Annotated in this window: 14 protein-coding genes; 1 reads left to right on the top strand and 13 read right to left on the bottom strand. The window is 53.8% G+C overall.

The annotated features are described in order from the left end of the window. Positions 1 to 187: 187 nt before the first annotated feature. Positions 188 to 550 (top strand): hypothetical protein, encoded by a 363-nt coding sequence (locus tag MXE41_RS05375; RefSeq protein ID WP_247099622.1) that lies wholly within the window; start codon positions 188 to 190, stop codon positions 548 to 550. A gap of 54 nt (positions 551 to 604) precedes the next feature. Here MXE41_RS05375 and MXE41_RS05380 read toward each other — a convergent pair whose 3' ends face one another. The 13 genes from MXE41_RS05380 to mraY form a co-directional block, all read right to left on the bottom strand. After that, positions 605 to 808 (bottom strand): hypothetical protein, encoded by a 204-nt coding sequence (locus tag MXE41_RS05380; RefSeq protein ID WP_247099624.1) that lies wholly within the window; start codon positions 806 to 808, stop codon positions 605 to 607. 387 nt (positions 809 to 1,195) lie between these two features. Next, on the bottom strand, positions 1,196 to 2,155 hold the full coding sequence (mdh, locus tag MXE41_RS05385) for a malate dehydrogenase (protein WP_247099625.1): 960 nt from the start codon (positions 2,153 to 2,155) through the stop codon (positions 1,196 to 1,198). Positions 2,156 to 2,785: 630 nt separating this feature from the next. Further along, a complete protein-coding gene (locus MXE41_RS05390) occupies positions 2,786 to 5,350 on the bottom strand; it encodes a bifunctional aconitate hydratase 2/2-methylisocitrate dehydratase (protein WP_247099627.1) in 2,565 nt (854 codons plus the stop codon). 342 nt (positions 5,351 to 5,692) lie between these two features. Then, complete coding sequence (gene ampD, locus MXE41_RS05395; protein WP_247099628.1) at positions 5,693 to 6,247, bottom strand: 1,6-anhydro-N-acetylmuramyl-L-alanine amidase AmpD; 555 nt, start codon at positions 6,245 to 6,247, stop codon at positions 5,693 to 5,695. A gap of 551 nt (positions 6,248 to 6,798) precedes the next feature. Beyond that, on the bottom strand, positions 6,799 to 7,752 hold the full coding sequence (gene lpxC, locus MXE41_RS05400; RefSeq protein ID WP_246978219.1) for a UDP-3-O-acyl-N-acetylglucosamine deacetylase: 954 nt from the start codon (positions 7,750 to 7,752) through the stop codon (positions 6,799 to 6,801). A gap of 2,019 nt (positions 7,753 to 9,771) precedes the next feature. After that, the gene (gene ftsZ, locus MXE41_RS05405; protein WP_247099630.1) at positions 9,772 to 11,142 is read right to left on the bottom strand and encodes a cell division protein FtsZ; all 1,371 of its coding nucleotides are present in this window, start codon (positions 11,140 to 11,142) and stop codon (positions 9,772 to 9,774) included. 1,734 nt (positions 11,143 to 12,876) lie between these two features. Further along, positions 12,877 to 14,202 (bottom strand): cell division protein FtsA, encoded by a 1,326-nt coding sequence (ftsA, locus tag MXE41_RS05410; protein WP_246978217.1) that lies wholly within the window; start codon positions 14,200 to 14,202, stop codon positions 12,877 to 12,879. A gap of 685 nt (positions 14,203 to 14,887) precedes the next feature. Beyond that, positions 14,888 to 15,646: an FtsQ-type POTRA domain-containing protein gene (locus tag MXE41_RS05415; RefSeq protein WP_246978216.1), complete on the bottom strand. Its 759-nt coding sequence runs from the start codon at positions 15,644 to 15,646 to the stop codon at positions 14,888 to 14,890. Positions 15,647 to 15,815: 169 nt separating this feature from the next. Beyond that, entirely contained in the window at positions 15,816 to 17,246 is a 1,431-nt protein-coding gene (gene murC, locus MXE41_RS05420; protein ID WP_247099631.1) for a UDP-N-acetylmuramate--L-alanine ligase, read from the bottom strand. Between the two features lie 747 nt (positions 17,247 to 17,993). Then, positions 17,994 to 19,058 carry an undecaprenyldiphospho-muramoylpentapeptide beta-N-acetylglucosaminyltransferase gene (murG, locus tag MXE41_RS05425; protein WP_246978215.1) on the bottom strand — a complete coding sequence of 355 codons (1,065 nt, stop codon included), beginning with the start codon at positions 19,056 to 19,058 and terminating at the stop codon, positions 17,994 to 17,996. A 183-nt stretch (positions 19,059 to 19,241) separates the two neighbouring features. Continuing rightward, entirely contained in the window at positions 19,242 to 20,390 is a 1,149-nt protein-coding gene (ftsW, locus tag MXE41_RS05430; protein ID WP_246978214.1) for a putative lipid II flippase FtsW, read from the bottom strand. A 165-nt stretch (positions 20,391 to 20,555) separates the two neighbouring features. After that, positions 20,556 to 21,911, bottom strand: coding sequence for a UDP-N-acetylmuramoyl-L-alanine--D-glutamate ligase (gene murD, locus MXE41_RS05435; protein WP_247099633.1), 1,356 nt, complete (start codon positions 21,909 to 21,911; stop codon positions 20,556 to 20,558). A gap of 223 nt (positions 21,912 to 22,134) precedes the next feature. After that, entirely contained in the window at positions 22,135 to 23,217 is a 1,083-nt protein-coding gene (mraY, locus tag MXE41_RS05440; RefSeq protein WP_247099635.1) for a phospho-N-acetylmuramoyl-pentapeptide-transferase, read from the bottom strand. Positions 23,218 to 23,486 lie beyond the last annotated feature (269 nt).

Consider the following 23,486-nt stretch of genomic DNA (forward strand, 5'->3'; position numbering starts at 1 on the left):
CAAAACGCAAATAGTTACAGCCTGGCAATTTTGCCCATCATTGCCGCCCCAAAGGAAAAATCTTTGCCGCCCTGTGACACGCATTCACTTTCATAATATTGACACTCATCCCTCGGACCCACACTGATGGTGACGCGGCCATCACCCCACCAGTGCTGCCATCCCCATTCCCTCACATCCGCAAACCATGAATATTCTTTATAAAACAAATAATGATGCATGTACGAAAACAATACAGCAGAGCAAACGGCTGGACAGCGCTGAGAAGCCCCGCCTGGATGAAACAATACCTGAAATAAACTTTATAAATCAAATAGTGAAGTATATACAGGTACCACTTAAAAAATGCGCCCAGCTGGACGGCGCTGAGTCCAGCCGGACAGGTATGGGTTTAATGATGCGATGGATGGATGGATGGGCAGTTAACGTATGGAGCTGCACAACAGTGAAACAGATCAAGGAGAAAGAGAGAGGAGAAATGCAGTGGCTGGGGGTAGATGATGATTATGAGGACGATGAGGATGAGGATGTAGCCTTAGACACTTGCTAAAATATTTTGCAGTGTTTGGCTACTCAACAGTGTGCCGCAGGCAGGTGCTGCAGATTACTTCAGCCATAACGATTGCGATATGAAGTCAAATAACAAGAGCAAAGCCACCATGGTGGCTGTGGCCATTACAGTGGCAGCAACAAAGGCAATTGCCACAGGCCCTGCTGCCATGCAATCAGCTAAAAGGCATGCAGCAGCATTAGCCTTGGAGATGCCCCATGCAAACTCAGCTAAAAGGCATGCAGCTGCATTAAGCATGGATAGCCCCTTCACACTCAGAAAACAGCCATACAGAGCATACCCATGCAGTTACATCTGCTGCGGGGCATCATGCCTGGCTGCCTGACTGACCGCGACGCTGCGCGCCATGATTATTTGTAAATATGTATTGGAAAGCGTGTTTATCTGACTGGTATGGATACAAAAAATCCCCGTGGCCAGGGGCCATGGGGATTTTTTTTGTGGTGCCCGCTGCCTGAGGCAGCGGCGCCATGGGCGGCACGGCAGCCGGGCCGAGCATGGCGCGGCCGGGTCTGGTGTGACGCGGCGTTGCTGCGGCCGAAAAAAGAAAAGAGGTCATTGCTGACCTCTTTTCTTTTATGGCCCCGGCAGGGGCGGCGGGCACGCCATCAGGCGTGAGCGGAATTACTTGTTCTCAGCAACCCACTTCTTACCGAACTCAACACCCTTCTTGATGTTACCGGCCAGCTCGTCCTTCAGGGAGTCCAGGCACTCCTGCTCGTAGGCAGAAACTGGACCAAAGTCGATAACACGCTTCCAGCCCTCGGTACCGAACTCAAGACGCTGAGCGAAGAACTCACCGTACTTGTTGCCGCCTTCAACATAGCCGTACTCGGTTACGCCTGGCTCGCCCATTAAGCCACGGAGGACCTTCAGAGCGAAACGGGCACCGGCAGCAGCCATGGACAGGGTAGCAGAACCAGCACCGGCCTTGGCCTCAACAACCTCAGTACCAGCGTCCTGAATGCGCTTGGTTAACTCCTTGATGCGCTGCTCGCTGATAACCTCAGAGCCTACGACCTTGGACAGTAAAGGTAAGATGGTGGTGCCGGAGTGGCCGCCAACTACTGGAACCTGGGTGTAAGCCTTGGAAATGCCGAGCTCCTCACCAAGGAAGGTCTCAGAACGCAGAACGTCCAGAGCGGAAACACCGAATAAGCGGTGCTTGTCGTATACACCCTCAGCCTTTAATACTTCTGCTGCAATAGGTACAGTGGAGTTTACTGGGTTGGTAATGATGCAGATGCAGGCCTTAGGGCATACACGGGCAGCATTCTTAACCAGGTTGGCAATAATGCCGGCGTTGATGTTGAACAGATCGTCACGGGTCATGCCTGGCTTACGGGCTACACCAGCTGGGATAACGATAACATCGGCGCCTTCAAGAGCCTTTGGAAGATCATCACCAGTAAAACCATTTACGCATACATCAGTTGGGATGTGGCTTAAGTCCTTGGCAACACCTGGAGTGAATGGTGCTACGTCATATAAAGAAAGGCTTGAGCCAGCTGGTAACTCAGTCTTTAAAATTAAAGATAATGGCTGACCAATACCACCTGCTGCACCTAAAACGGCAACCTTCATACTTTTTAATCCTCATGCGTAATGCTTAGCCCTGTCTGGCGCAAACTGACGGCTCTGCCTCAGGCAGGTCCGGCTGTTCTTACAGTCAATGAGAGAGCTTACGCTGCTTCGGTCATTTCTGCCGGCACCAGGACTTTTGATTTTTTTCTGACGAAAACGGCCCAGTGACGGGCCTGGCACGACATGGTGCCAAATCGCAACTTCAGCCATTTTAGCAAAAGTGCCCTGATGTGGAATGTATTTTTCACAACTTTATTGCTGTTGTGCCTGATCACTTCACAGTTTGAAATATTTCCCGCTGTGCCCTGAATCAATCAGGGGCACAGCACCCTCAGCCAAAAATACAAAAGACCGCCAGGAAAAGAGCCTGTCTTTCCCGGCGGTCTTGATTATGGGACGGGAGCATTGTCCCGGCAGTGCACTGTCGTGCCCTTGCTCATCAGTGCCCGCATCTTCTGCCCCATGCCAGCGCCGTAAGGCGCTGTGATGGGGCGCAGTGAGCGGGCAAGGCGGCCTTGCAGCCTGGCAGACGCGCAGCTCAACGCAATACAGCTCAGCTCAGCGGCAACGCAGTTAAGCTGCGCCTGGCTGATTTGCTGGCTGGCTGGCTGACTGGCTGACCTTGTGGTCTTAGACCTGAGCGAAGTTAAGCAGACGGTAGATCTGGAACTCGTTGCCATTGAGGCACTCGGTGTACTTGAAGTACTCCTCTCTGGTTGGAATGTAGCCAAGACGGGCACATACAGCACATAACTCGGCGCTGGAGAGGTAAACCTGAGAGCCCTTGCCCAGACGGTTAGGGAAGTTACGGGTTGAAGTTGAGATTACGGTGGCATTCTCAGCTACATGAGCCTGGTTACCCATACATAAGGAGCAGCCTGGCATTTCCATACGGGCACCGGCACGGGCAAATACTGAGTACAGGCCCTCAGCACGCAGCTGGTACTCGTCCATACGGGTAGGTGGTGCCATCCAGAAGCGGCATGGGCTTTCCTGACCCATGGAGGCCAGAATGGAGCCTACAGCACGGTAGTGACCGATATTGGTCATACAGGAACCAACGAAGATCTCATCGAGCTTTGTGCCCTGGCACTCACTGAGTGGATAGGCTGCATCAGGATCATTAGGCACGCATAAGATTGGCTCAACAATCTCGTCCATGTTGATCTCAAGTACTGCAGCATACTCACAGTCAGGATCAGCCTTGATGGAGGTCGGGTTGGCAATGAACTCATCCATGGCAGCAGCACGGCGCAGCAGAGCGTCCTTATCCTTGTAGCCGTCCTCAGCCATTTCCTTTAACAGAGCGCTGTTGCTCTTTAAGTACTCAACTACGCTCTCAGTCTTGAGGTCAATAGCACAGGCAGCGGCAGAACGCTCAGCAGAGGCGTCAGCCAGCTCGAAGGCGTGCTCAACGCTCAGATCCTCAAGGCCCTCAATTTCCAGAATGCGGCCGGAGAAGACGTTGACCTTGCCCTTCTTGTCGAGGGTAAGCATACCCTGCTTGCGGGCAAAGTAAGGAATGGCATGAACGAGGTCACGCAGGGTAATGCCCGGACGACGGGTACCGGTGAAGCGCACCAGTACGGACTCAGGCATATCAAGCGGCATCATGCCGGTAGCTGCAGCAAAGGCTACCAGACCGGAACCTGCAGGGAAGGAAATACCCAGTGGCATACGGGTATGGCTGTCACCACCGGTACCTACAGTGTCAGGCAGACACATGCGGTTTAACCAGGAGTGAATAACACCGTCACCTGGCTTTAAGGAAACACCGCCACGGTCAATGATGAACTTAGGCAGAGTCTTGTGATTCTTGACGTCTACAGGACGTGGATAGGCACAGGTATGACAGAAGGACTGCATTACCAGTGGTGCAGTGAACTTGAGGCAGGCAAGATCCTTGAGCTCATCACGGGTCATAGGACCAGTGGTGTCCTGAGAACCAACAGTGGTGACCTTGACCTCAACATACTGGCCAGGACGTACACCATCAAGACCGCAGGCACGGCCGACCATCTTCTGGGCACGGGTAAAGCCCTTTGTGTTGCCGGCATCAGCATCGGACTGTACAGGGGCAAAGACATCAGGCATGTCACAGCCCAGGAACTCACAGGCACGGCGGGTCAGAGCACGGCCAATGATAAGAGGGATACGGCCACCGGCACGAACCTCATCTACCAGGCTTGGACGCAGGGAGAATGAGGCAACAACCTCATCGCTGTCATTTAAGGTGATCTGGCCCTGAGCATAGTTGACCTTGATGGTGTCACCCATATTCATACGGGTTACATCCACCTCAATTGGCAGAGCACCGGAGTCCTCAAGGGTATTGTAGAAAATAGGAGCAAACTTGCCGCCCAGCACCAGGCCGCCTGCCTTCTTGTTTGGTACACCCTCAATGTCATCACCAAAGTGATAGAGCACGGAATTGGTGGCTGACTTACGGGAAGAGCCGGTACCTACTACGTCACCGACAAATACTACTGGCAGACCACGGGACTTGAGAGAATTGATGAGCTTGACCGGACCGGTTACGCCCTCTTCATCAGCCTCAAGGCCGTCACGGGAGTTCTTGAACATGGCCAGAGCGTGCAGCGGGATGTCAGGACGGGACCAGGCATCAGAGGCCGGGGAAAGGTCGTCGGTTGTGATCTCACCAGTTACCTTGAAAACGGTATATGACTGGGACTCAGGAAGAGAGTCACGGGAGGTAAACCAGGTTGCCTTTGACCAGCGGGTGATGAGCTCACGGGCCTGCTCATTGCCCTCCTTGCACAGCTTTGCCACCTCATCAAAGGCGTCATAAATCATCAGAGTGTGCTCAAGGGCATCAACGGCATCGGCAGCCAGCTCGCCATCAGAGAGCAGAGCAATCAGCGGGGCTACGTTATAGCCGCCCTTCATCTGACCCAGGAGCTCTACAGCCTGCTCCGGGCTGACCAGTGGAGACTCGACAGCGCCGGTAGCAACATCAGCAAGGAACTTTGCCTTAACCTCGGCTGCCTCATCCACACCAGGTGGAACACGGGAGGCCAGCAGGTTGAACAGCACAGTTTCACTGCCTGATGGAGGATCCTGCAGCAGGTCAACCAGTTCAGTTACCTCAGCTGCATTTAAAGGTAGCGGCTCAATATGCTGACGGGCACGCTCGTTTGCTTTCAGGAAATAGTCAGTTAAATAATCTTGAGCCATAGCTACCTCTTTGGAAAAATCCTAATTATCTGCATGTGCATGTGGGCAAGGACTGTCCGGAAAACCCCTGTCCGGAGCCATGCGGGAATCCTAACCAGACAAGTGTATAAAACTTTTCCTGGACAGGACACTGTGCACTGTTTTTGCGCATCAACCCTCTCGACCCGCAAAAAATTACCTCACTTTTGCACACTATATGTGCATCACCCTGTCCCCGCAGCTGCCGCTGCAGCTCAGCCCCTGACTGCATGGCATGCAGCGTCGCCGGCCGGGGCGCGGCGCAGCCAGGCTGCGCTGCACTGACGCAGCCGCTGCCGTGGCGGCTTCTGCCAGTGCACGGCGTCAGTTCCTGGCTTCTGTCAGGCGCAGGCCAATGCGGGTGTAGTCAAAAACAGGGCCCGGATCGGTCTTGCGGCCCGGGGCAATCTCACTGTGGGATGCCACTCTGTCACCAATATCAGGATAGGTCGCACGCAGCAGTGTGACTACCTTATCAAGGACCTGATACTGCTCATCTGTATATGGAATGTCATCAGTACCCTCAAGCTCAATACCAATGCCATAGTCATTGCACTCAGGCTGGTCACGGTAGGAGCTGCGGCCGGCATGCCATGCACGATCAAGGAAGGAGACATACTGGGTAATAACACCCTGCCTGTTGATAAACAGATGGGTGGACAGCTCAAGCTGGTATATACCCTCGAAGTAAGGATCATCCTCAGCCTTTAAAGATGAGGTAAAAAGCTGATCGACATATGGTCCGCCAAACTTGCGTGGAGGCAGAGAAATACCATGCATCACAATCAGCGAAATCTCACCAGCCGGGCGTCGGTTGAAATTCCTGGTAGGAACCTGACGTACTCCCCTGCCCTCAAGCCATCCGGCAATAATCCTCATACTTACCCCCTTTTACACAGGTCTGCTGCCACTCCCTGAGCTGCCAGCCGCCATCGGCCAGCATGTCAGCCTGTCATCTGTAGCACCACCGCTCCACAGCATACCGGCCATGCGGCTGCAGCAGCGCACAGGCGCTGTGAGCTTCAGGAATATTGATGACAGTAATGAGCTCATTCTAATACATGGCTGATGCCAATGGCTGCAGCTGCCAAGCCAGAGCATAGAATAAGGGCAAAACAGATGAGGAGGGGTTGAGACAACATTGCTGACTGCAGGCGCGCTAATACCTTTAGTAAAGCTTTTTGATGAAGATGGTACTGGGCTGGACAGGTGAGCTTTTGAGATGACGGGGAAGTCCGGGCAGATACCGGGTGAAGTCCGGGCAGATGCCGGGTTAATGTGACGGGCCCGGGTATGATGCAGCTGAGGTGCGGGCCCGGATGGTGAGATATGCCCTGCGTGCAAAGCGCAGCGGCCACAGCTCCGCTTGGAGGCTGTGGCCGCTGGATAGTGTGCCTGTGAGCTGTGGGCCCACGGGGCAAGGAATCCGGTTAGTTGAGGATCAGACGGTGGCCGCCCAGACCTGCAGTGACGTCCTCGGACTCGAGGAATTCGATGGCGTTGTTTTCAACAACACGACGATCAATCTCGATGAGCTCATAGTTGGCGGCGTCAGCCAGAACAGCGCGCAGCAGCATGTTGTTGAGCTTGTGACCGGTCTTGTAGGCACGGAAGTTACCTAAAATGCTGTGACCATACATGTAGAGGTCGCCTACAGCATCAAGCATCTTGTGCTTTACAAACTCATTTGGGTAACGCAGACCGTCAGGGTTGATTACACGATAATCATCAAGTACTACGGCATTCTCAAGGGAACCGCCCAGAGCCAGATTGTGGCTGTGCATGAACTCAACGTCCTTCATGAAGCAGAAGGTACGGGCACGGGACAGTTCGCGAACGAAGCTCTCACCTGAGAAGTCGAGGAAGAAATGCTGAAGATCCCTGTCCATGGCCGGATGATTGAAATCAATGGTCAGGTCCATGGTGAAACCGTCGCCCGGAGTGATCTCGGCCCACTTCTCACCATCTTCTACGCGTACGGCACGCTTGAGGTGAATGAACTTCTTAGGGGCCTGGAGTTCCTGGACACCAGTAGTCTCGAACAGGTAAATGAAAGGCTGTGATGAACCGTCCATTACCGGCAGCTCAGGGGCATTTACGTCCACATAAAGGTTATCGATACCCAGAGCACACAGGGCAGCTGTCAGGTGCTCAACAGTGGAAATACGTACACCATCGAGGTTGACCAGAGCAGTACATAACTGAGTGTCACGTACGGCATCAGGCTCGCACTTGATGGAAACGGCCGGATTCAGATCGGTACGGGTGTATATGATGCCAGTATTGGCTGGTGCAGGGCGAAAAGATACTTCTACCTTTGAGCCTGAATGCAGGCCAATTCCAGTGGCAGAAACAGCTTCTCGTATCGTTCTCTGGAAAATCATTGAAGTTTCCTCCTGCTACATCACAAAACGCCACAATTTTAGTACAAAGTGATGGCGAAAATAATACTTTCTGTCCTGAAAATCTTGCATATTTATGCAGACAGAAAAGCATAAACAGTATGTTATTGCATGGATTCCCTGATTCAGCGGTCTGGAAGAACCATGCCATGCTGCCATGCCTCTCATGCTACGCCCTCAAAATTAGGGTTAATGCAGCAAAATCGTGACAGAGGTCAAAATACTCCATCCGGTAACAACGCGCTTTTTCCTGCTGTTATCCCAGTGTGTATGCGCTGCCGGTGCCCTTTAGACGGAGTGAAGAGACAAAAGTTTTATCCCTGAATCATAAAAAATATCGGCCATTGTCTGAGCATGAAATAAATCCATGCTTATCCATAGTAACGTCTATTTAGCTCAATACTTTAATAATTCACTTTATTAATTTTATGTATCTAGCAAAAAGCCTGCAAACCAGCTATCCACCGGCTCTGCCGCCATGCAGTAATACCTGCATATGGCCCATATTTGGACAAACTATATAATACTTAAACAGGCATTACAAATTTCACCTCCCGACTTCACGCCCGCAAACATAAGTGATCTGTCATATTTTCATCACCCAGTCCCCGACCCGGCCATAACGCCAGCTACCAGCCCCAAAGCCAATTTCCTGCAGATAAGCAGCCATGTCAGCCTGTTAATGAGGCTGCATTTGCAGCCGGACACAGGCACTGTGCGGCCTTACTGATACTGTCTGAGCCTTACTGACAAACATCTGGCTGTGCGGCGAAGACTTAACTCTCCGCAACTACCGATGCTCCGCTGCTCCGCTGAGTCTGTCTGTGCAGGATGAGGGCGGCTTGCGGCACCTGAGTAAGCCACCGCCACAGCTGAAGTCGCATAAGCCCCACGTTCCCTCATCCGCAGCCGCAGGAGTAGCGTCATTAAGAACCAGGCTTTAAACAGGTTCTCCAGCCCAGCCAATACTCCATTACAGTCCCGCTACGGACAGCCCTTCTGACAACTTATGGCCTGGTGCTCATTACTTATAGCTGATTCCCTGCTACTCCCCTGCCTGCTCCCTATACCGCCTTTCACATGCAAACTGGAGCTATTCACATGTGAACCGGTTCCGTTACCCATGTACTGCACATTGCTGGTGGTGACCAATGAGCGCAGCAGCACTACCGCAAGGGGCAACACCTGCCATGTTCACGGCTTTTGCTGTGGGCAAGGTACAAGGTGCCGCAGCAACATGCTCGCAAGCACCAGCCGTAATGATGAGGTGTGCCCTGGTGAACACTGTCTGAACTCCCGGTCATGAGGCGCTGTCGGTGTGCTGTCTGCAGGGCGGCAAGGAGCAAAATATGGCGCTGTTGAGATACTGTTTTGCAGGCAGCTTTCCAGGATGATTTGGGGATGAGAATCAGATGTCATACAACGCGCTTTATAACGCATGATGGTCCATTTCAGTCCAAGGCACAGGCCTATACATATAGTAAATTATATAGATATACTTCAATTATATTTGATTGATATAAGGAAACGTCACGGAGCAGCTGGTGCAGCAATGGCTTGCCCGGCATTGGACAACCCTGCAGTGGCCTGTTGGACAGTTGCGTTGTGCTGTGCTGTTCTGTGGACATGGGCTTCTGCAGGAGCAGTGACCTGACTCCGAAGCCATTAGATTAGGGATGGATGGGGTTATTGGGACTGGATGTGGGCGACGTGGTGGCCGTCTGAAGAAGTGCGCTTTTGAGCCGGAGAGGGGAAGGATGGCAGGCTGTCCTGCTGGGCCGCTGGATGGCTTTTGTGTGGGGTTTTGGAGTGGGAGATTTGGGTGGATTGTCGGGTGTTTAGACCCGGGAGCGTGGTCGCTGGTTTTTTTTGGGATTAGGTTGGGGGTGTTCGGAGGTGTTCGTGGGGCTGGAGGCAAATAAAAAGCCCACAACCGAGGTCATGGGCTTTGGATACACCACCGGGCCGATGGTGCTAGTACACTAAGTTATTGGGTAATCTTTAGACCTTCTTGCGGAAGATAGAAGGGATTTCGTTTGACTCATTCCAGTCATCGCTGCTGGCGCTGCTTGAGCTGTTGCCGTTGAAGTTTACTTCCTGGCTGGCGATGGAGGAAAAGCCATTAGGTGCAAGACCGTTACCTACGGTATTGACCTGCTGAATGCGGTGCTCACCACCAGCTACGGCAGCTGGACGGTTCTGAGCGGCTGCACCGGCAGCGGCAGCTGCTGGAGCAGCTGGGCGTACTGGTGGAACGTAGTTCTGCTGCTGTACGTTTCTGAAGAAGCCGTTGTCATTACCTGATGGTTGACGACGGTTCAGGCTGGTACGGCCAGAGGAATTGAACTGACGCTCGGAGTTGGAAACCTCGGCTGAAGAGATACCGGTGATGAGAATGGTGATTTCGATCTGATCTTCCTGAATCTGGTCATCAAATACGATACCCAGCTTGCAGTCAGCTTCCTCATCAGCGTAGCTCTGGATTTCCTTCATAATCTGTTCCCACTTGTGCAGAGGGAAGTTTGGATTTACGCGGGCATAGGCAAGCAGACCGGTAGCACTTCTGATCTCAACCTCTTCAATGAGAGGAGAGTGAATAGCACGCTGAATGGCATCTTCACAGAAGTTGGCACCCTGACCTGCGCCGGTACCGATCATGGCATGGCCACGGCCCTGCATGATGGTCTCAACGTCGGAGAAGTCGAGGTTGATGAAGCCCTTGATGGTAATGATGTCGGTAATACCGCGAACTGCGTTGAGCAGCACATCATTGGCCTCGTTGAAGGCAGAAATAATGGAGATGTTGGCACCAAGGTTGGACAGCAGCTTGTCGTTGTCCATAACGATTAAGGAATCAACGTGCTTGGACAGCTCGGTAATACCGGCCTCAGCGTTAACGGTGTGGCGCTTGCCCTCAAAGTAGAAAGGCTTGGTCACAACAGCAACGGTCAGAGCGCCGCTCTCACGGGCAATCTCGGCAATGATTGGAGCAGCACCGGTACCGGTACCACCACCCATGCCTGCAGTAATGAAGATGAGGTCAGAGCCGGCCAGCAGCTTCTTGATGTCATCACGGCTTTCCTCAGCAGCCTTGCGGCCCTTGTTAGGATCACAGCCGGAGCCAAGACCATTGGTGAGCTTAACGCCAATCTGAACCTTCAGAGGAGCAGTAGATGCGTTTAAGGCCTGAGCATCGGTGTTTACGGCAATGAACTCAACGCCGCCGATGCTCTGGTTGATCATGTGCTGGAGGGCGTTACCGCCGCCACCACCGATACCAAGAACGCGAACAACACTATTTTTTGCCTGGTGAATTCCGGATTCACTTGCAACAGAAGTCGGATCTACTGAATCCACAACAAAACCGCCCATAAAACCCCCAAATAGGTACTGTGCATCTAATTTAACTTAGTGTGTCAATTATTATAACCTCAAAAGCCCGAAAAAAGCACATCTAAATGAAAGTGCATGACCGGCGCCATGCCCTTATGCATCCCGTTCCCGGCCTGATTTACATCAGCTTCCGGACCAGGTGGCAACCTGGTGGCCACCAGCCTGCTGCTCAATGCTGCAGACTGATTGAGCCTGCTGCGCCTGCAGCTCAGTGCCTGAGCCCGTGCAGCTTTTGCAGGTTGGAGTGCATCATTCATTGATGTTGCCCGGCAGAACGCCTGTCTCCGGCGCTGCCCGGGGCATCTGACATGCCAGCCCGGCTCGGGCACGACTTGCCGTCTGCGGGCATACCAGGCTGTATGACATGCTGTGTCTTCCAGTTGTATTGCGTACTGCCTGGTACTGACAGAACCTTATGATGCCAAAAGGCGGTGAGCATCTCAGGTCATGTCCGGGTCAATTTTCAAGGTCAGCTTATTACTGCATTTTCAGCATGACTCTGTACTGCAAGCAGAGCCGCTGTTTACCTCATGCAGTTTTCCCTGATGCCGCTGGAGATCAGACATTTTCAGGCGACGGTACCCACTTTGGGGTAGTACGTCGGCTGACGGCCTTGCTGTGACCGGATGTTGCCAGGTCACGTCCTGCCATGCTGATACAGCGGTACGGGCAAGCAAGCCGGAGCGTATCCGGCCTCGACAGGCTGATTTGCAGTAAAAGGCTGTTAAGCCACCGTCCTTGAAGACGGGCCTGTCGGTAAAAAAGGAAAGAATTCTTTGCGGGGCATGATTAACCGGGCTGATTCCAGCTCAGTAATACCCTTGCTTATGTGAAAAAAATGATGGCCGTGGCCGCTCGGCAGCCACGACTTATCCACTTACAACATTTGCAGTGTTTCACATATATCTTGCGAGGTTCTATCTCGAGGATAAAATCATCGCGCCTGAATGAACCGTCCTTGAGTCAGATCATTAAAAGGAACTTAATAACCTTAATCAGGCGGATTCATGTACTCAGGCTAAATTGTCAATGCATGCAAGCATGCAGGACAAAATCTGCAGTTTACCTTAATTACGTGACAAATTTCACCTGCCGTCAGCTTTTTACCGCCAATTTGCAGGTCAGCGCACAACTTTGCCTGAAGTCCTGTTCCCGGCATCGCCGGGACAATATGCTCAAAAGCACGCCGCTATGCGCCCTGGATGAAAATGCCCTGTAATTAAATCAAACTATATCAATATTACCCGGCAAGGCCCGGTATTTCCCATTGCACTATCAAGGTGCGCAACCTCATTATCTGTAAATCAGATTTAGCCCCTGCTTTACCCAGGATAAACAAAGCATGTACCCGGATAAAGGTCTGTACCGACAAAGGTCATTGGGGATGTGTAAGGAGGTAAGGGAATGGCAGGCCCGTGCTGCTGGCAAGATGCCAGGCGGACCTGTGTGATGCAATAAGCCTCAGGGCCTGCAGCCGGTGCTTTCACGGACAACGCCCCTCCTGCTGCATGGCGGTAAGGACGTCGTCCCACAAAGCAGTTTAATGTTTGTCTGTCTGTTTGCTTCAGTATATTGCTGGCTGTCCCCATTTGGCTGGGGCAGCTGGCCTGCGGTTGCAGCTGCGCTGGGCAGATCTGGCGCAGGCCATGCCAGGGGCGATCCAGCCGGCTTTGCCGGGCTGTAACTGGTCCCCGGGCTTTATCGGCTCTCTATTTAGAACTCTTTTGAGAGCCAGTCGCGGGTCCAGCTGATGGCGCGGCCGACAACGCTGGTGCTGTTGCGGTTGGCGTTGAGATTGCGCACACGGTTGGACTGCTCGAGATTGATGGCATTGCCAAAACGCAGCAGGCCTACGGCAGTGGCAGAGGAGGCCAGCTCCAGGGCTTCATAATCACCCTTTACACCACGTGGTACGGCAGTTTTGACCTTGACATGGCCAATGCTGTCGGCGGCACCGAGCTTGTTGGTGGCCAGAATAGTAATACCGCTGGTGCAGGCAGCACCGCCGGTAATGACATAGCCTGCGCCAATGCTCAGAGGCTTGCCTGAGTTCTGACGGTAGCGCTCAATGCGGTCAGAAATGGTACGGAAGATATCGATAAGGCACAGTCCTACCAGGGTGGACAGATCATGACGTGGAATCATGGCTGTCTGATTGCCATTAGGGAAGGAGAGTACCTCGTTTTGTACTTCTGGAGGCAGCAGGGCCGGATGGGCTACGCCATAGTTGAGCTTGAGGTATTCAGCTGTTGGCAGGGAGACACCAAAGTGAGTGGCGATATCGCGGGTTACAGAATTGCCGCCCACATCAAGACCAAATGTCAGCACCAGGCGTGACTGATCATAAACGGCCACGTTGATGGCACCGGCACCAAAATCGATGAGACAGACACCAATATCCTTTTCTTCCTGAGAGAGCACGGCGTCAGCTGCAGCTACGCCATTGTAGATAACATGCTCAATCTGGAACTGGCTGGAAAGCTTTTCAAAGGCGGCACGCAGATTATTTTCCTGATCTTCGTTACAGGCAATCAGATGTACGTCTACGCCCAGGCGCATGGCGCTTAAATCAATAGGATTGGAGATATTGCCGGTACCGTCAATGTCATAGCTCTGAGGAATGACATGCAGCAGGTGGCTGTACTCGGAGAACTTGGCAGAGCGGGCATGCGCAATGGCATTTTCCTTGTCCTGAGCAGTTACACGGTGAGACGGTACAGTGGCATTGCCCTTTTCATTCTTGGACTGAATATGACGTCCGGCAATACCTACAAAGCAGCGTGAAAACTGGCCGCCGGTATTCTTTTCATAATTATGAATAAGAATGGAAAGCTTTTCTGTGAGCTTTTCAAGATCAGAGACAGTACCGTTGACAATACCTGCTGAAGGCACTTCATCAAAGTAGGAAACAGACACAATGTTTTCACTGTCCACAAGGCCCTCAATAAGGCGGATCTTGGAGGTACCAATATCTACTGCGACCAAAGGCTCCGGGGCTTTTGCCTGGTCTGCGGCTGCCTTATGACCTCTATTAAACATTCAATATCTCCTGTCCTCTGATAGACCTCATGAACCGGCCCGCTCCCCAAAAATCACAGACAGGGGGAGCTGCAGCCAGGCCACTGTTTGTGCACCTGCCCGGGCCCGCGCCACAAAGAGGTGCGGGCTCAGGCAGGGTGCCATTGCGCCAGTCGGTGACCGGGGGCGGACCTGTCTGCTTTGCATTGCATTGCCGTACAGCGCCGCTCCGGGCCTGACTGGTGTCAGCCTGTCAAAATCTTTTCCCGGGCCGTCCGGCAGCTGCTGCCTGATGCGGCATGCTGGCTGTGCTGTGCAGCTTGCTGCATTGCGGCAGCTGCTGTGCAGCTTACTGCTGCAGACGGGCCCATAATACTAAAAACCTTTTTCACGGCAGCATCAGCTGCCTGCACATACGGAGAGTGCCACAAAAGCGCTTTTTCAGCTCTCCGCCGCTCCTGAACTTGCGCGAAGGAGCCACATAGTTCTCTGCCTTCGCTCAGGATGGTAAACAGTAAATTTTAGCCAAATTTGCATGTTAATGGCTAGTGGCGCACCGCAAAGGCGTGCTCAGGCACAGTGCCTTACTGTGCCGTGACACTGGCGCGCCGCCCCGCCCCCATCAACGCTTGCGCTGCACTGTGCAGGCAGAGCAGCGCCGGCTGACAGCGCTGAGTTGAGCTGAGCTGAGCGGGGCGGACTTATGTTATTTGCTTTTCTCGCCTACGGCAAAACCGTTGTCGTAGCGCAGGTCGACATAGTCGATGTCACTTAATTTGAGCTTTGTTTCTCTAAAAGCAAGAATAAAGCGCTTTAAGCGCAGCAGCGGCAGATCAGGGGAGCTTTCGCGGCCCAGGATCAGCCAGACATTGCCCTCGATAAGTACGCGGTAGCCACGGGCAGCGTCCAGGTGTACCTCTCTTATGATGTAAGGGGTACGGGCTGTCATCTGCATGAATTTGTAGGCATGAGCATACAGCTCTCCGGCCAGAGTGTCATGAGGGGCACTCAAGGTCACGAGGGAGAGATCGGTATTGGGCATTTCAGGATAGAAAACGCTGTCGGTATGGGCATCATAAAAGCCCGTGGATTTCCATCGTGCCGACGGGAAGTGCTCTACCAGATTGACAATGATGGTGTCAGGCATGCGTCTGCTTACTGATGCCTTGGATACCCATGGCATCTGCACCAGAGCATTGTGCAGCTGTGAGAGATCGTAGCTGATGAGATTATGACCTGCGGCCATCTTGCCCACAGTAGAGGCAATTTCCTCTTTGCTGATATGGGTAAGCTTGCCATTGACCACAACGCGGGCCACAGGAAAAGTGCTGCTGTCGGTGGCGTAATCCACCATGAACTCAACAGCCTTGTAGTTAACTCCAAGAAAGCACAGGAATACGGCCAGTGACAGAATGAAACTGCCACGGCTGCGTCTCCTTTTAAATGGATGCTTTGCTGATGCCACTTGTCTTTCCTGTGGTTATTTAAATACTCCGACCGCGTCCTGCACAGACCTGCGGTATCAGTGGCCCGACTGGCCCGGGCACGGGCTTAGCTTCCCGGCGCTGGCGGCACATGGCTCATGGCTCATGGCTCATGCCAGGGGCATGGTGCCATGCCACCGGCGTCAGGCGTCAGGCCTCGGCCTTTGGCCAGCGGGAGCTGAGCATGCCGGCTACCTGTACGACATTGCCTGCGCCCTGGGTGAGGACAATATCGTTTTCCTCGCACAGTACGTCCAGCAGCTCAGGCACTTCGTCTACTGTTTCGACATAGTGAGGCTCAATGCGGCCCTGAGATCTGATGGAATGACACAGATGGCGGCCATCCACACCAGGAATGCGGCTTTCGCCTGCTGAGTAAATCTCAACCAGAATCAGCACGTCCACCATCTGCAGTACCTTGACGAAGTCCTCGTAAAGGTCGCGGGTGCGCGAGTAGCGGTGTGGCTGGAAGACCATAACCAGACGACGGCTTGGCCAGCCCTCGCGTATGGCCTTGATGGTGGCCATGACCTCAGATGGATGGTGACCGTAATCGTCAACAATGCTGACTGAGCCCTTAGGGGCCATGAAGCGGCCATAGCGCTGGAAGCGGCGGCCTACACCCTCAAAGTGCTCAAGAGCGCTGAGAATAAACTGCTCCTCAACTCCCTCTTCAAGAGCCACGGCAATGGCTGCAGTAGCATTCTTGGCCATGTGAAGGCCTGGCAGAGGCAGTTTGACGTTGAGGTCTGGGCCGTTCCTGCGCTTTACGGTAAAGAACGAGCCTGCCTTCATCTGCATGAAATTTGTGACCTGCAGATCGGCCTCCTCACTGACACCGTAGGTAATTACCTGACGGCCAATACGCGGGATGATGCTCTTAACTACGGGATCATCAATGCACACTACGGCAACGCCATAGAAAGGCAGATTGTGCAGGAACTGGACAAAGGTATCAGTAAGTCTGGAAAAATCGCCGCCGTAGGTCTCAAGGTGATCGGCCTCGATATTGGTGACCACGGTCAGCATAGGCTGCAGATGCAGGAATGAGGCATCTGACTCATCGGCCTCGGCAATTAAAAAACGGCTGGTACCCAGTCGGGCATTAGTGCCGGCAGAGTTGAGCAGACCGCCAATCACAAAGGTAGGGTCCAAGGCTGCCTCGGCAAAGATGGAGGCAATCAGGGAGGTAGTGGTGGTCTTGCCATGGGTACCGGATACGGCAATGCCATAGCGGTAGCGCATGAGCTCGCCTAACATCTCGGCGCGGCGTACTACGGGAATACGGGCAGCAATGGCGGCTTCAACCTCAGGGTTGCCGGTATGAATGGCAGATGACACTACCACTACGCTGGCCCCCTCGACATTTTCCTTACGGTGGCCAATGAAGATCTGAATGCCCAGTTCACTAAGGCGCTCGGTGACCTTGCCCGGGGCAATGTCAGAGCCGGATACTGCATAGCCCTCATTTTTCAGAACTTCGGCAATACCACACATGCCTGAGCCGCCGATACCCACAAAATGGATACGACGTACCTTGTGCATGTGAGGCACAGTTTCAAAATTAGGCTGATTCTTCATGGCTGTAGTATGAAAATGGCGCTGACGGCAGCTGCCGGTAAACCTCAGGTTCACCAGGGCCCTGCTGCGCAGGAAAAGACAAAGACGGGATCCGGACTCGGGCAGCTGCCCATCAGGCAGCACTTACTGTGCAGCCTGAGCAGCAATGCCGCTGCTGCCTGAGCAGCAGGGTGCACGCAGCTTAGCTGCAGCTGTGTGTCCGGGCAAATACTCCGGTAAATACTCCAGGCAATACCCCGGCATACTCAGCAAAAGCAGATGTGCCAGCGGCTGGCCATGGTATGGCCATGGCATGGCCATGGCATGGCAGTGCCATGATGATGGCAGGGGCACTGTCTTTCAGGCACGACAGTGCCGGGCATGGCCGGTGGTGTCATGGCACCAGGTCCGGGCAGGCCCCTTAAGAGCACAATGTGAGCAAACCGCAGTTAACCTTGAACAGACCAGCTTCTCTGACTGTCAGGGCAGATACCTGCAGTCGCATTTTTTAGGAGAGACCGACTGAAAAAAAATTGCCCTGATCTTAGAACAAAACTGCCCCGGGTACAAATAACGCAGTCCACATTTTTTGCACGTGGCCTGGCGGCCAGGTCCTGGTCCTCTGTCATGGGGCTTTGCCTATGGCGCTGGCCTGGGCCAGCCTGTCCGGCAGGCATGGCATCTGGCCGTATGACCATCCCTGGTCAGGCCTGTGCCTTGCGCGGGCCTGTGCCTGGCACTGGGGCAGGCACTGGGTCAGGCACTGGGTCAGGCCAGTTCTTCAATGATCTGGCAGACGCGGCTGGTGGCGTCGAGGCGGGCAGCGCCTGAGGCGGCCTTTGACATCTGGGCCAGGGTGGCCGGGTCACGCAGCTGCGCAATGATATCGTGCAGGGCCTGGGCGTTGAGCTCAGACTGTGGCATAAGACGGGCTGCGCCGGCCTTTACCAGGGTCTGGGCATTTTTGGTCTGATGGTCATCTACAGCTGTAGGGAGAGGAACGAATACGGCTGGCAGACCTACGGCGCTGACCTCAGATACGGTTGAGGCACCGGCACGGCAGATAACCAGATCGGCCTTGCTGTAGGCTGAGGCCATATCCTCAATAAAATCAGAGGTCTGATACTCAAACTGGGCACCTTCGTAGTTGGCTGCAGTCTTTACAGCCTGGTCTTTGCCGCACTGATGGAAGACGCTGATGTCATCACGGCCAAAGAGCCTGAGGGCCTGTGGAACCTGCTCGTTGAGGGCTGTAGCACCAAGTGAGCCACCCACAATTAAAATGCGGGTCCGGCCATCTTCATGGGCAAAGGAGCGCTCCTTACCGGCCAGAGCCATGATTTCGCTGCGCACAGGATTGCCTACTGACTCCACCTTTGGGCCGGTGAAAGCCTCACCTACGCCCAGCAGAATTCGGTCGGCAAAGCGGGCCAGTACACGGTTGGTCATACCGGCAGCGGCGTTCTGCTCATGGAGAATCAGAGGAATACCGCTTAAGCGGGCTGCCATACCGCCCGGGGCTGAAGCATAGCCGCCAAAGCCAATGACTACATCCGGCTTGAAGCTGTTAATGATCTTCTTTGCCTGGCCAATGGCATTCATGACCATGAAAGGTGCCTTGATAAGGGACATGATGCCGTTGCGGCGAATACCTTTGACATCGACATAGCTGATATCAATGCCGGCAGCCGGAACCACACGCTCCTCAATACGGCCACGGGTACCCATCCAGTGGACTGTGTGGCCGCGATCCATAAGCTCACGGGCAATGGCCATGGCTGGAAAAACATGACCGCCGGTACCACCGGCCATTACTAATACTCTTTTGCTCATTGTTTAACTCTCATTGCCCGGGCTCATGCAAGAGCCCTGTCCATTCGTGGTATTGGCGGGGCCGGTGCCCCGCAGAGCTGGGCCGGTAGCCCGCAGGGCTGGGCCTGCGGCCCGACAGGGCCGGCAGCCGGCCAGCGGCAGCTGACCTGGGAGCCGCTGCGCATGTGGCGGGGGCGGCCCTGGTCAGCTGTATTTGAGGTCGCCCAGTTTCTGGGTACGCCACTCGTAGTCGATGCGCAGCAGGATAGCAAGAGCCCACATACATACAATCAGGGAGGAACCGCCATAGGAAATGAGCGGCAGGGTCAGACCCTTGGTAGGAAGACCGCCCGAGGCGGCGCCAATATTAATTACAGTCTGCAGACAGAAGAACATGCCAATGCCAAAAGCCACATAGCCCTGGAACTGGGAACGCTGCCTTAAGATGCGTGAGGCCAGGATAATGGCCTTACAGATAATGATGAACTCCAGAAGGATGACAAAGCACACGCCAATAAAGCCGCACTCCTCACCAAGGATAGACATTACAAAGTCGGTATGGGCCTCAGGCAGATAGCCCAGCTTCTGAATGGAGTTGCCTATGCCCTCGCCCGTCATGCCGCCACGGCCAAAGGCCATGAGTGACTGGGTGAGCTGATAGCCGGAGCCAAAACGGTCCTGCCATGGATCAAGGAAGGCGGTCACACGGGCCAGACGGTAAGGCTGAGCCCAGATAATAATGGCGCCTACCGCGCCTACAAATACCAGGGTAATCAGATATTTGAGCAGACCGGCACCGGCCATGAACAGAATGCCAAAGGTAATGGCTGTTACTACCACCAGAGAGCCGAAGTCAGGCTGGAGCAGCAGCAGGAAAGCAATACCGGCAATAAAGGCCATTGGCTTTAAGAAGCCTGCCAGCTCATGACGCACCATTTCAATCTTGCGGCAGGTATAGCTTGAAAAGTAGATAATCCAGAAGAGCTTGAGCAGCTCGGCCGGCTGCAAATTGATGGGGCCTACGCCAATCCATCTTTTGGCCTCATTGACCTCACGGCCAATGATAAGCACCAGCACCAGCAGAAGCATGGCAAAGCCCATCAGGGGCAGCGAAATGTTAAACCACGTCTTGCTGGGTATCGAAGTCATCAGCAGGCCCCAGACTACAGCCACGCCGGTAAAGATAATCTGACGCTTGAGATAGTAATAGGCATCACCGGTAGAGTGATAGGCCTCCTGCACCGATGCTGATGAGATGAGCACAATGGAGATGAGCATCAGCAGCAGGCTGACAAAGATGATGGTGCGATCAAATTTGGCAACCTTGCTTACTTTAGTGTCAATCTTGAACATGAAGCACCTGAATAACTCAAAGGCGGGTCAGCCCGCATGGTAACTGCCGGTGAATGGCCCTGGGCCATGGGCCGGGAGCCCGATGGCCCACGGCCCATGTGCCCCGTGGCCGGGGCCTGCGGCCGGGCGGAGCCTGATAAGGGGCTGAGCAGGCTCAGCGCTTTATCAGGAGCTGGTGAGATCGTCGCGGCTGATGAGGTTGTTGACCAGGTTGACGAAGACGCGGCCACGCTCATCAAAGCCCTTGAACTGGTCAAAGGAGGCACATGCCGGGCTTAACAGAATGGCCTGACCGTCCCTGGACTCGGCAAAGGCCTGACGTATGGCCTGACGCATGTTCATAACGCCTACGCAGCGCTTTTTGTCCAGAGCAAGGAGCTTGTCAGCATCACGGCCAAAGCAGTACATACGACTGATTTCCTTGCCCAGGTAACGCTTTAAAGGAGTGAAGTCCTGACCCTTGCCGATGCCGCCTGCCAGCAAAATGATGCCTTCCTTGTGACGTGGGCTCAGGCCGGTAATGGCAGCCTCGGCTGAGGCCACATTGGTAGCCTTGGAGTCATTGTAGAAAGAGACGCCCTCGAGAATGCGTACCAGCTGACAGCGGTGCTCAAGGCCGGTAAAGGTCTTGAGAGCCTGAATCTGCACTTCTCGTGGAATGTTCATGGCATCAGCAAGAGCCATGGCTGCAAGGGCATTGAGCTCATTGTGTACACCGCAGATGATGAGATCACGCGCATCAAGTACGCGCTTGCCGTTGACACACAGATAGGTGGTGTTCTCGGTGACCTCACGGCCATACTCGCTGTTATCAAGACCGAAGCTGGCAAAGATGCGGGATTTTTCGGCCTTCTCTTTTGGCATGGTACGAGGGTCATCACGGTTGACTATGATGCGCTTGCAGTTCTTGAAGATACGGCGCTTGGCTTCGGCATATTTCTCAATGGAGCCATCGTAACGGTCAAGGTGATCCTCGGAGACATTAAGCATGACGGCAGCATCGATATTAAGGCTGCTGGTGGTCTCAAGCTCGAAACTGGAAAGCTCCAGGACATAGGTCTGAACACGGTCGGAGAGAATATCGAATACGGCATTGCCAAAATTGGCGCCGATAGCTGTGTTCAGGCCGGCCTTTTCCATCATGTAACCGGTAAGGGCAGTAACAGTGGACTTGCCATTGGAGCCGGTGATGGCCACTACAGGGGCCTTGACCTCATGGGCAAAGAGCTCGATGTCGCCTACGATTTCAGCGCCGGCGGCCTCAGCGGCCTTAATCTCAGGCATGTTGATGGACAGGCCCGGGCTTACTACCAGCATGTCATAGGTTTTGAGCAGCTCGACATTGAGCGGTCCCAGGTTGAAGTCAACACCGCCAGGTACTTCCTCGGCATAAGGAGGGTTGGTGCGGGTATCAAAAAGAGACAGCTTCTTGATGTCGTGTCTTAACAGGTAGGAAACAACAGCAATATTGGAAACACCAAGACCTACTACGGCAATCTTCTTACCTTGATATCTGTCCATAGCCATTAATCAGCTCCAGCAAAATCATTCAGGACATAACCCTGTCCGGCCGGGAAGGGGCCGTGCCCGATGCCAGCGTCCCAGCCAGGGAGGTGTTGCCTCCCATCAGGCGCGGTACTGAGCGTACAGCCCGGAAAATTCTTATGCCCGCCTGCCATAGGTCAGGCCAGGCTGGAGGCGGCGCGGCTGCAGCGCGCTGCATGCAGCGCCCGCCCCGGGCGCATCAGCGTAACTTGAGGGTCACGAGGCCCAGGAGAACCAGCATAATGCTGACAATCCAGAAACGTACGATAACACGTGGCTCTGGCCAGCCGCCCTTTTCAAAGTGGTGATGGATTGGAGCCATGCGGAAAATACGGGTACCGCGCAGACGGAAGGAACCTACCTGCAGGATTACGCTCAGGGTCTCGATAACGAAGATACCGCCCATGATAAAGAGCAGCAGCTCCTCACGAATCAGTACGGCAATAATACCAAGGGTGGCACCTAATGACAGGGAACCTACGTCACCCATGAAGATTTCGGCAGGGTAGGTGTTAAACCATAAAAAGCCCAGACCGGCACCGACGATGGCCACACAGGCAATTACCAGCTCAGCTGCCAGAGGCACATAAGGTATGTAGAGGTATTCGGCGTAATTGTAATTGGAGGTTGCCCAGGCAATGATGCCAAGGCCAGTAGCCACGGTGATGGTGATCAGAATTGCCAGACCGTCCAGACCGTCGGTGAGATTTACCGCATTGGATGAGCCTGTGATTACAAAGTAGGTCAGAGGAATAATGAGGAAGCCGATATCTGGCATGAATTCCTTGAAGAAAGGCACTACCAGAGTGGTTTCGGCCGGTGTTTTGGCAAAGCCGTAAATGCAGCAGCCCAGAGTAAGGGCAATGGCTGACTGCCAGAAGTACTTGTACTTGGCACGCAGACCACGGGGATCGTGGCGTACTACCTTGAGATAGTCATCAGCAAAGCCAATCATGCCATAGCCCAGTACTGTGGCAGCGGTATACCAGACATAGACATTATCAAGGCGTGACCACAGCAGAATGGTCAGAATAATGGTGGCATTGATGAGAATACCGCCCATGGTTGGGGTGCCCTGCTTTTTGAGGTGGCTTTCCGGGCCGTCTTTACGTACAACCTGACCAAAGTGGAGAATCTGCAGACGGGCAATGGTCTTTGGTCCCAGCCACAGGGAAATTACCAGAGCGGTAAGTAAGGCACATACGGCTCTGAAGGTAAGGTATTCAAAGACACGAAAAGCAGGCACGTACTGTGTCAGCCATTCTGCCAGCAAAATGAGCATGGTTTTCTCTCCAAGGCAGCGCCGGACCAACTTTCCATCAGATCTCACCGGCACCGAAGATACATAAAAACAGCAGCAGTCAGAGTCCACAGGCTCTGAGCTCTGCCACCTGTTATCTCTGCCCCGGCCCAGAGGCCGCAGCCAGCCCGGCTCAGCTGCAACTGCCACCGGACTCAAGATTCAACAAAACTTTACAACATTAAATTCTTCAATCTGCAGGAGCACGCTCACAGCTGCGGCCCTGCATGCATAGCATTTTCCCGGCCGGC

The organism is Anaerobiospirillum sp. NML120449 (assembly GCF_023051105.1).
GTDB lineage: Bacteria > Pseudomonadota > Gammaproteobacteria > Enterobacterales > Succinivibrionaceae > Anaerobiospirillum.

Bases quoted from the DNA above. Each gene is read 5' to 3' on its own strand.
- lpxC (WP_246978219.1), bottom strand. From the start codon at position 7,752: ATGATTTTCCAGAGAACGATACGAGAAGCTGTTTCTGCCACTGGAATT.
- MXE41_RS05375 (WP_247099622.1), top strand. From the start codon at position 188: ATGAATATTCTTTATAAAACAAATAATGATGCATGTACGAAAACAATA.
- ftsZ (WP_247099630.1), bottom strand. From the start codon at position 11,142: ATGGGCGGTTTTGTTGTGGATTCAGTAGATCCGACTTCTGTTGCAAGT.
- ampD (WP_247099628.1), bottom strand. From the start codon at position 6,247: ATGAGGATTATTGCCGGATGGCTTGAGGGCAGGGGAGTACGTCAGGTT.
- murG (WP_246978215.1), bottom strand. From the start codon at position 19,058: ATGAGCAAAAGAGTATTAGTAATGGCCGGTGGTACCGGCGGTCATGTT.
- mraY (WP_247099635.1), bottom strand. From the start codon at position 23,217: ATGCTCATTTTGCTGGCAGAATGGCTGACACAGTACGTGCCTGCTTTT.
- murD (WP_247099633.1), bottom strand. From the start codon at position 21,911: ATGGACAGATATCAAGGTAAGAAGATTGCCGTAGTAGGTCTTGGTGTT.
- ftsA (WP_246978217.1), bottom strand. From the start codon at position 14,202: ATGTTTAATAGAGGTCATAAGGCAGCCGCAGACCAGGCAAAAGCCCCG.
- MXE41_RS05380 (WP_247099624.1), bottom strand. From the start codon at position 808: ATGCTTAATGCAGCTGCATGCCTTTTAGCTGAGTTTGCATGGGGCATC.
- mdh (WP_247099625.1), bottom strand. From the start codon at position 2,155: ATGAAGGTTGCCGTTTTAGGTGCAGCAGGTGGTATTGGTCAGCCATTA.
- MXE41_RS05390 (WP_247099627.1), bottom strand. From the start codon at position 5,350: ATGGCTCAAGATTATTTAACTGACTATTTCCTGAAAGCAAACGAGCGT.
- murC (WP_247099631.1), bottom strand. From the start codon at position 17,246: ATGAAGAATCAGCCTAATTTTGAAACTGTGCCTCACATGCACAAGGTA.
- ftsW (WP_246978214.1), bottom strand. From the start codon at position 20,390: ATGTTCAAGATTGACACTAAAGTAAGCAAGGTTGCCAAATTTGATCGC.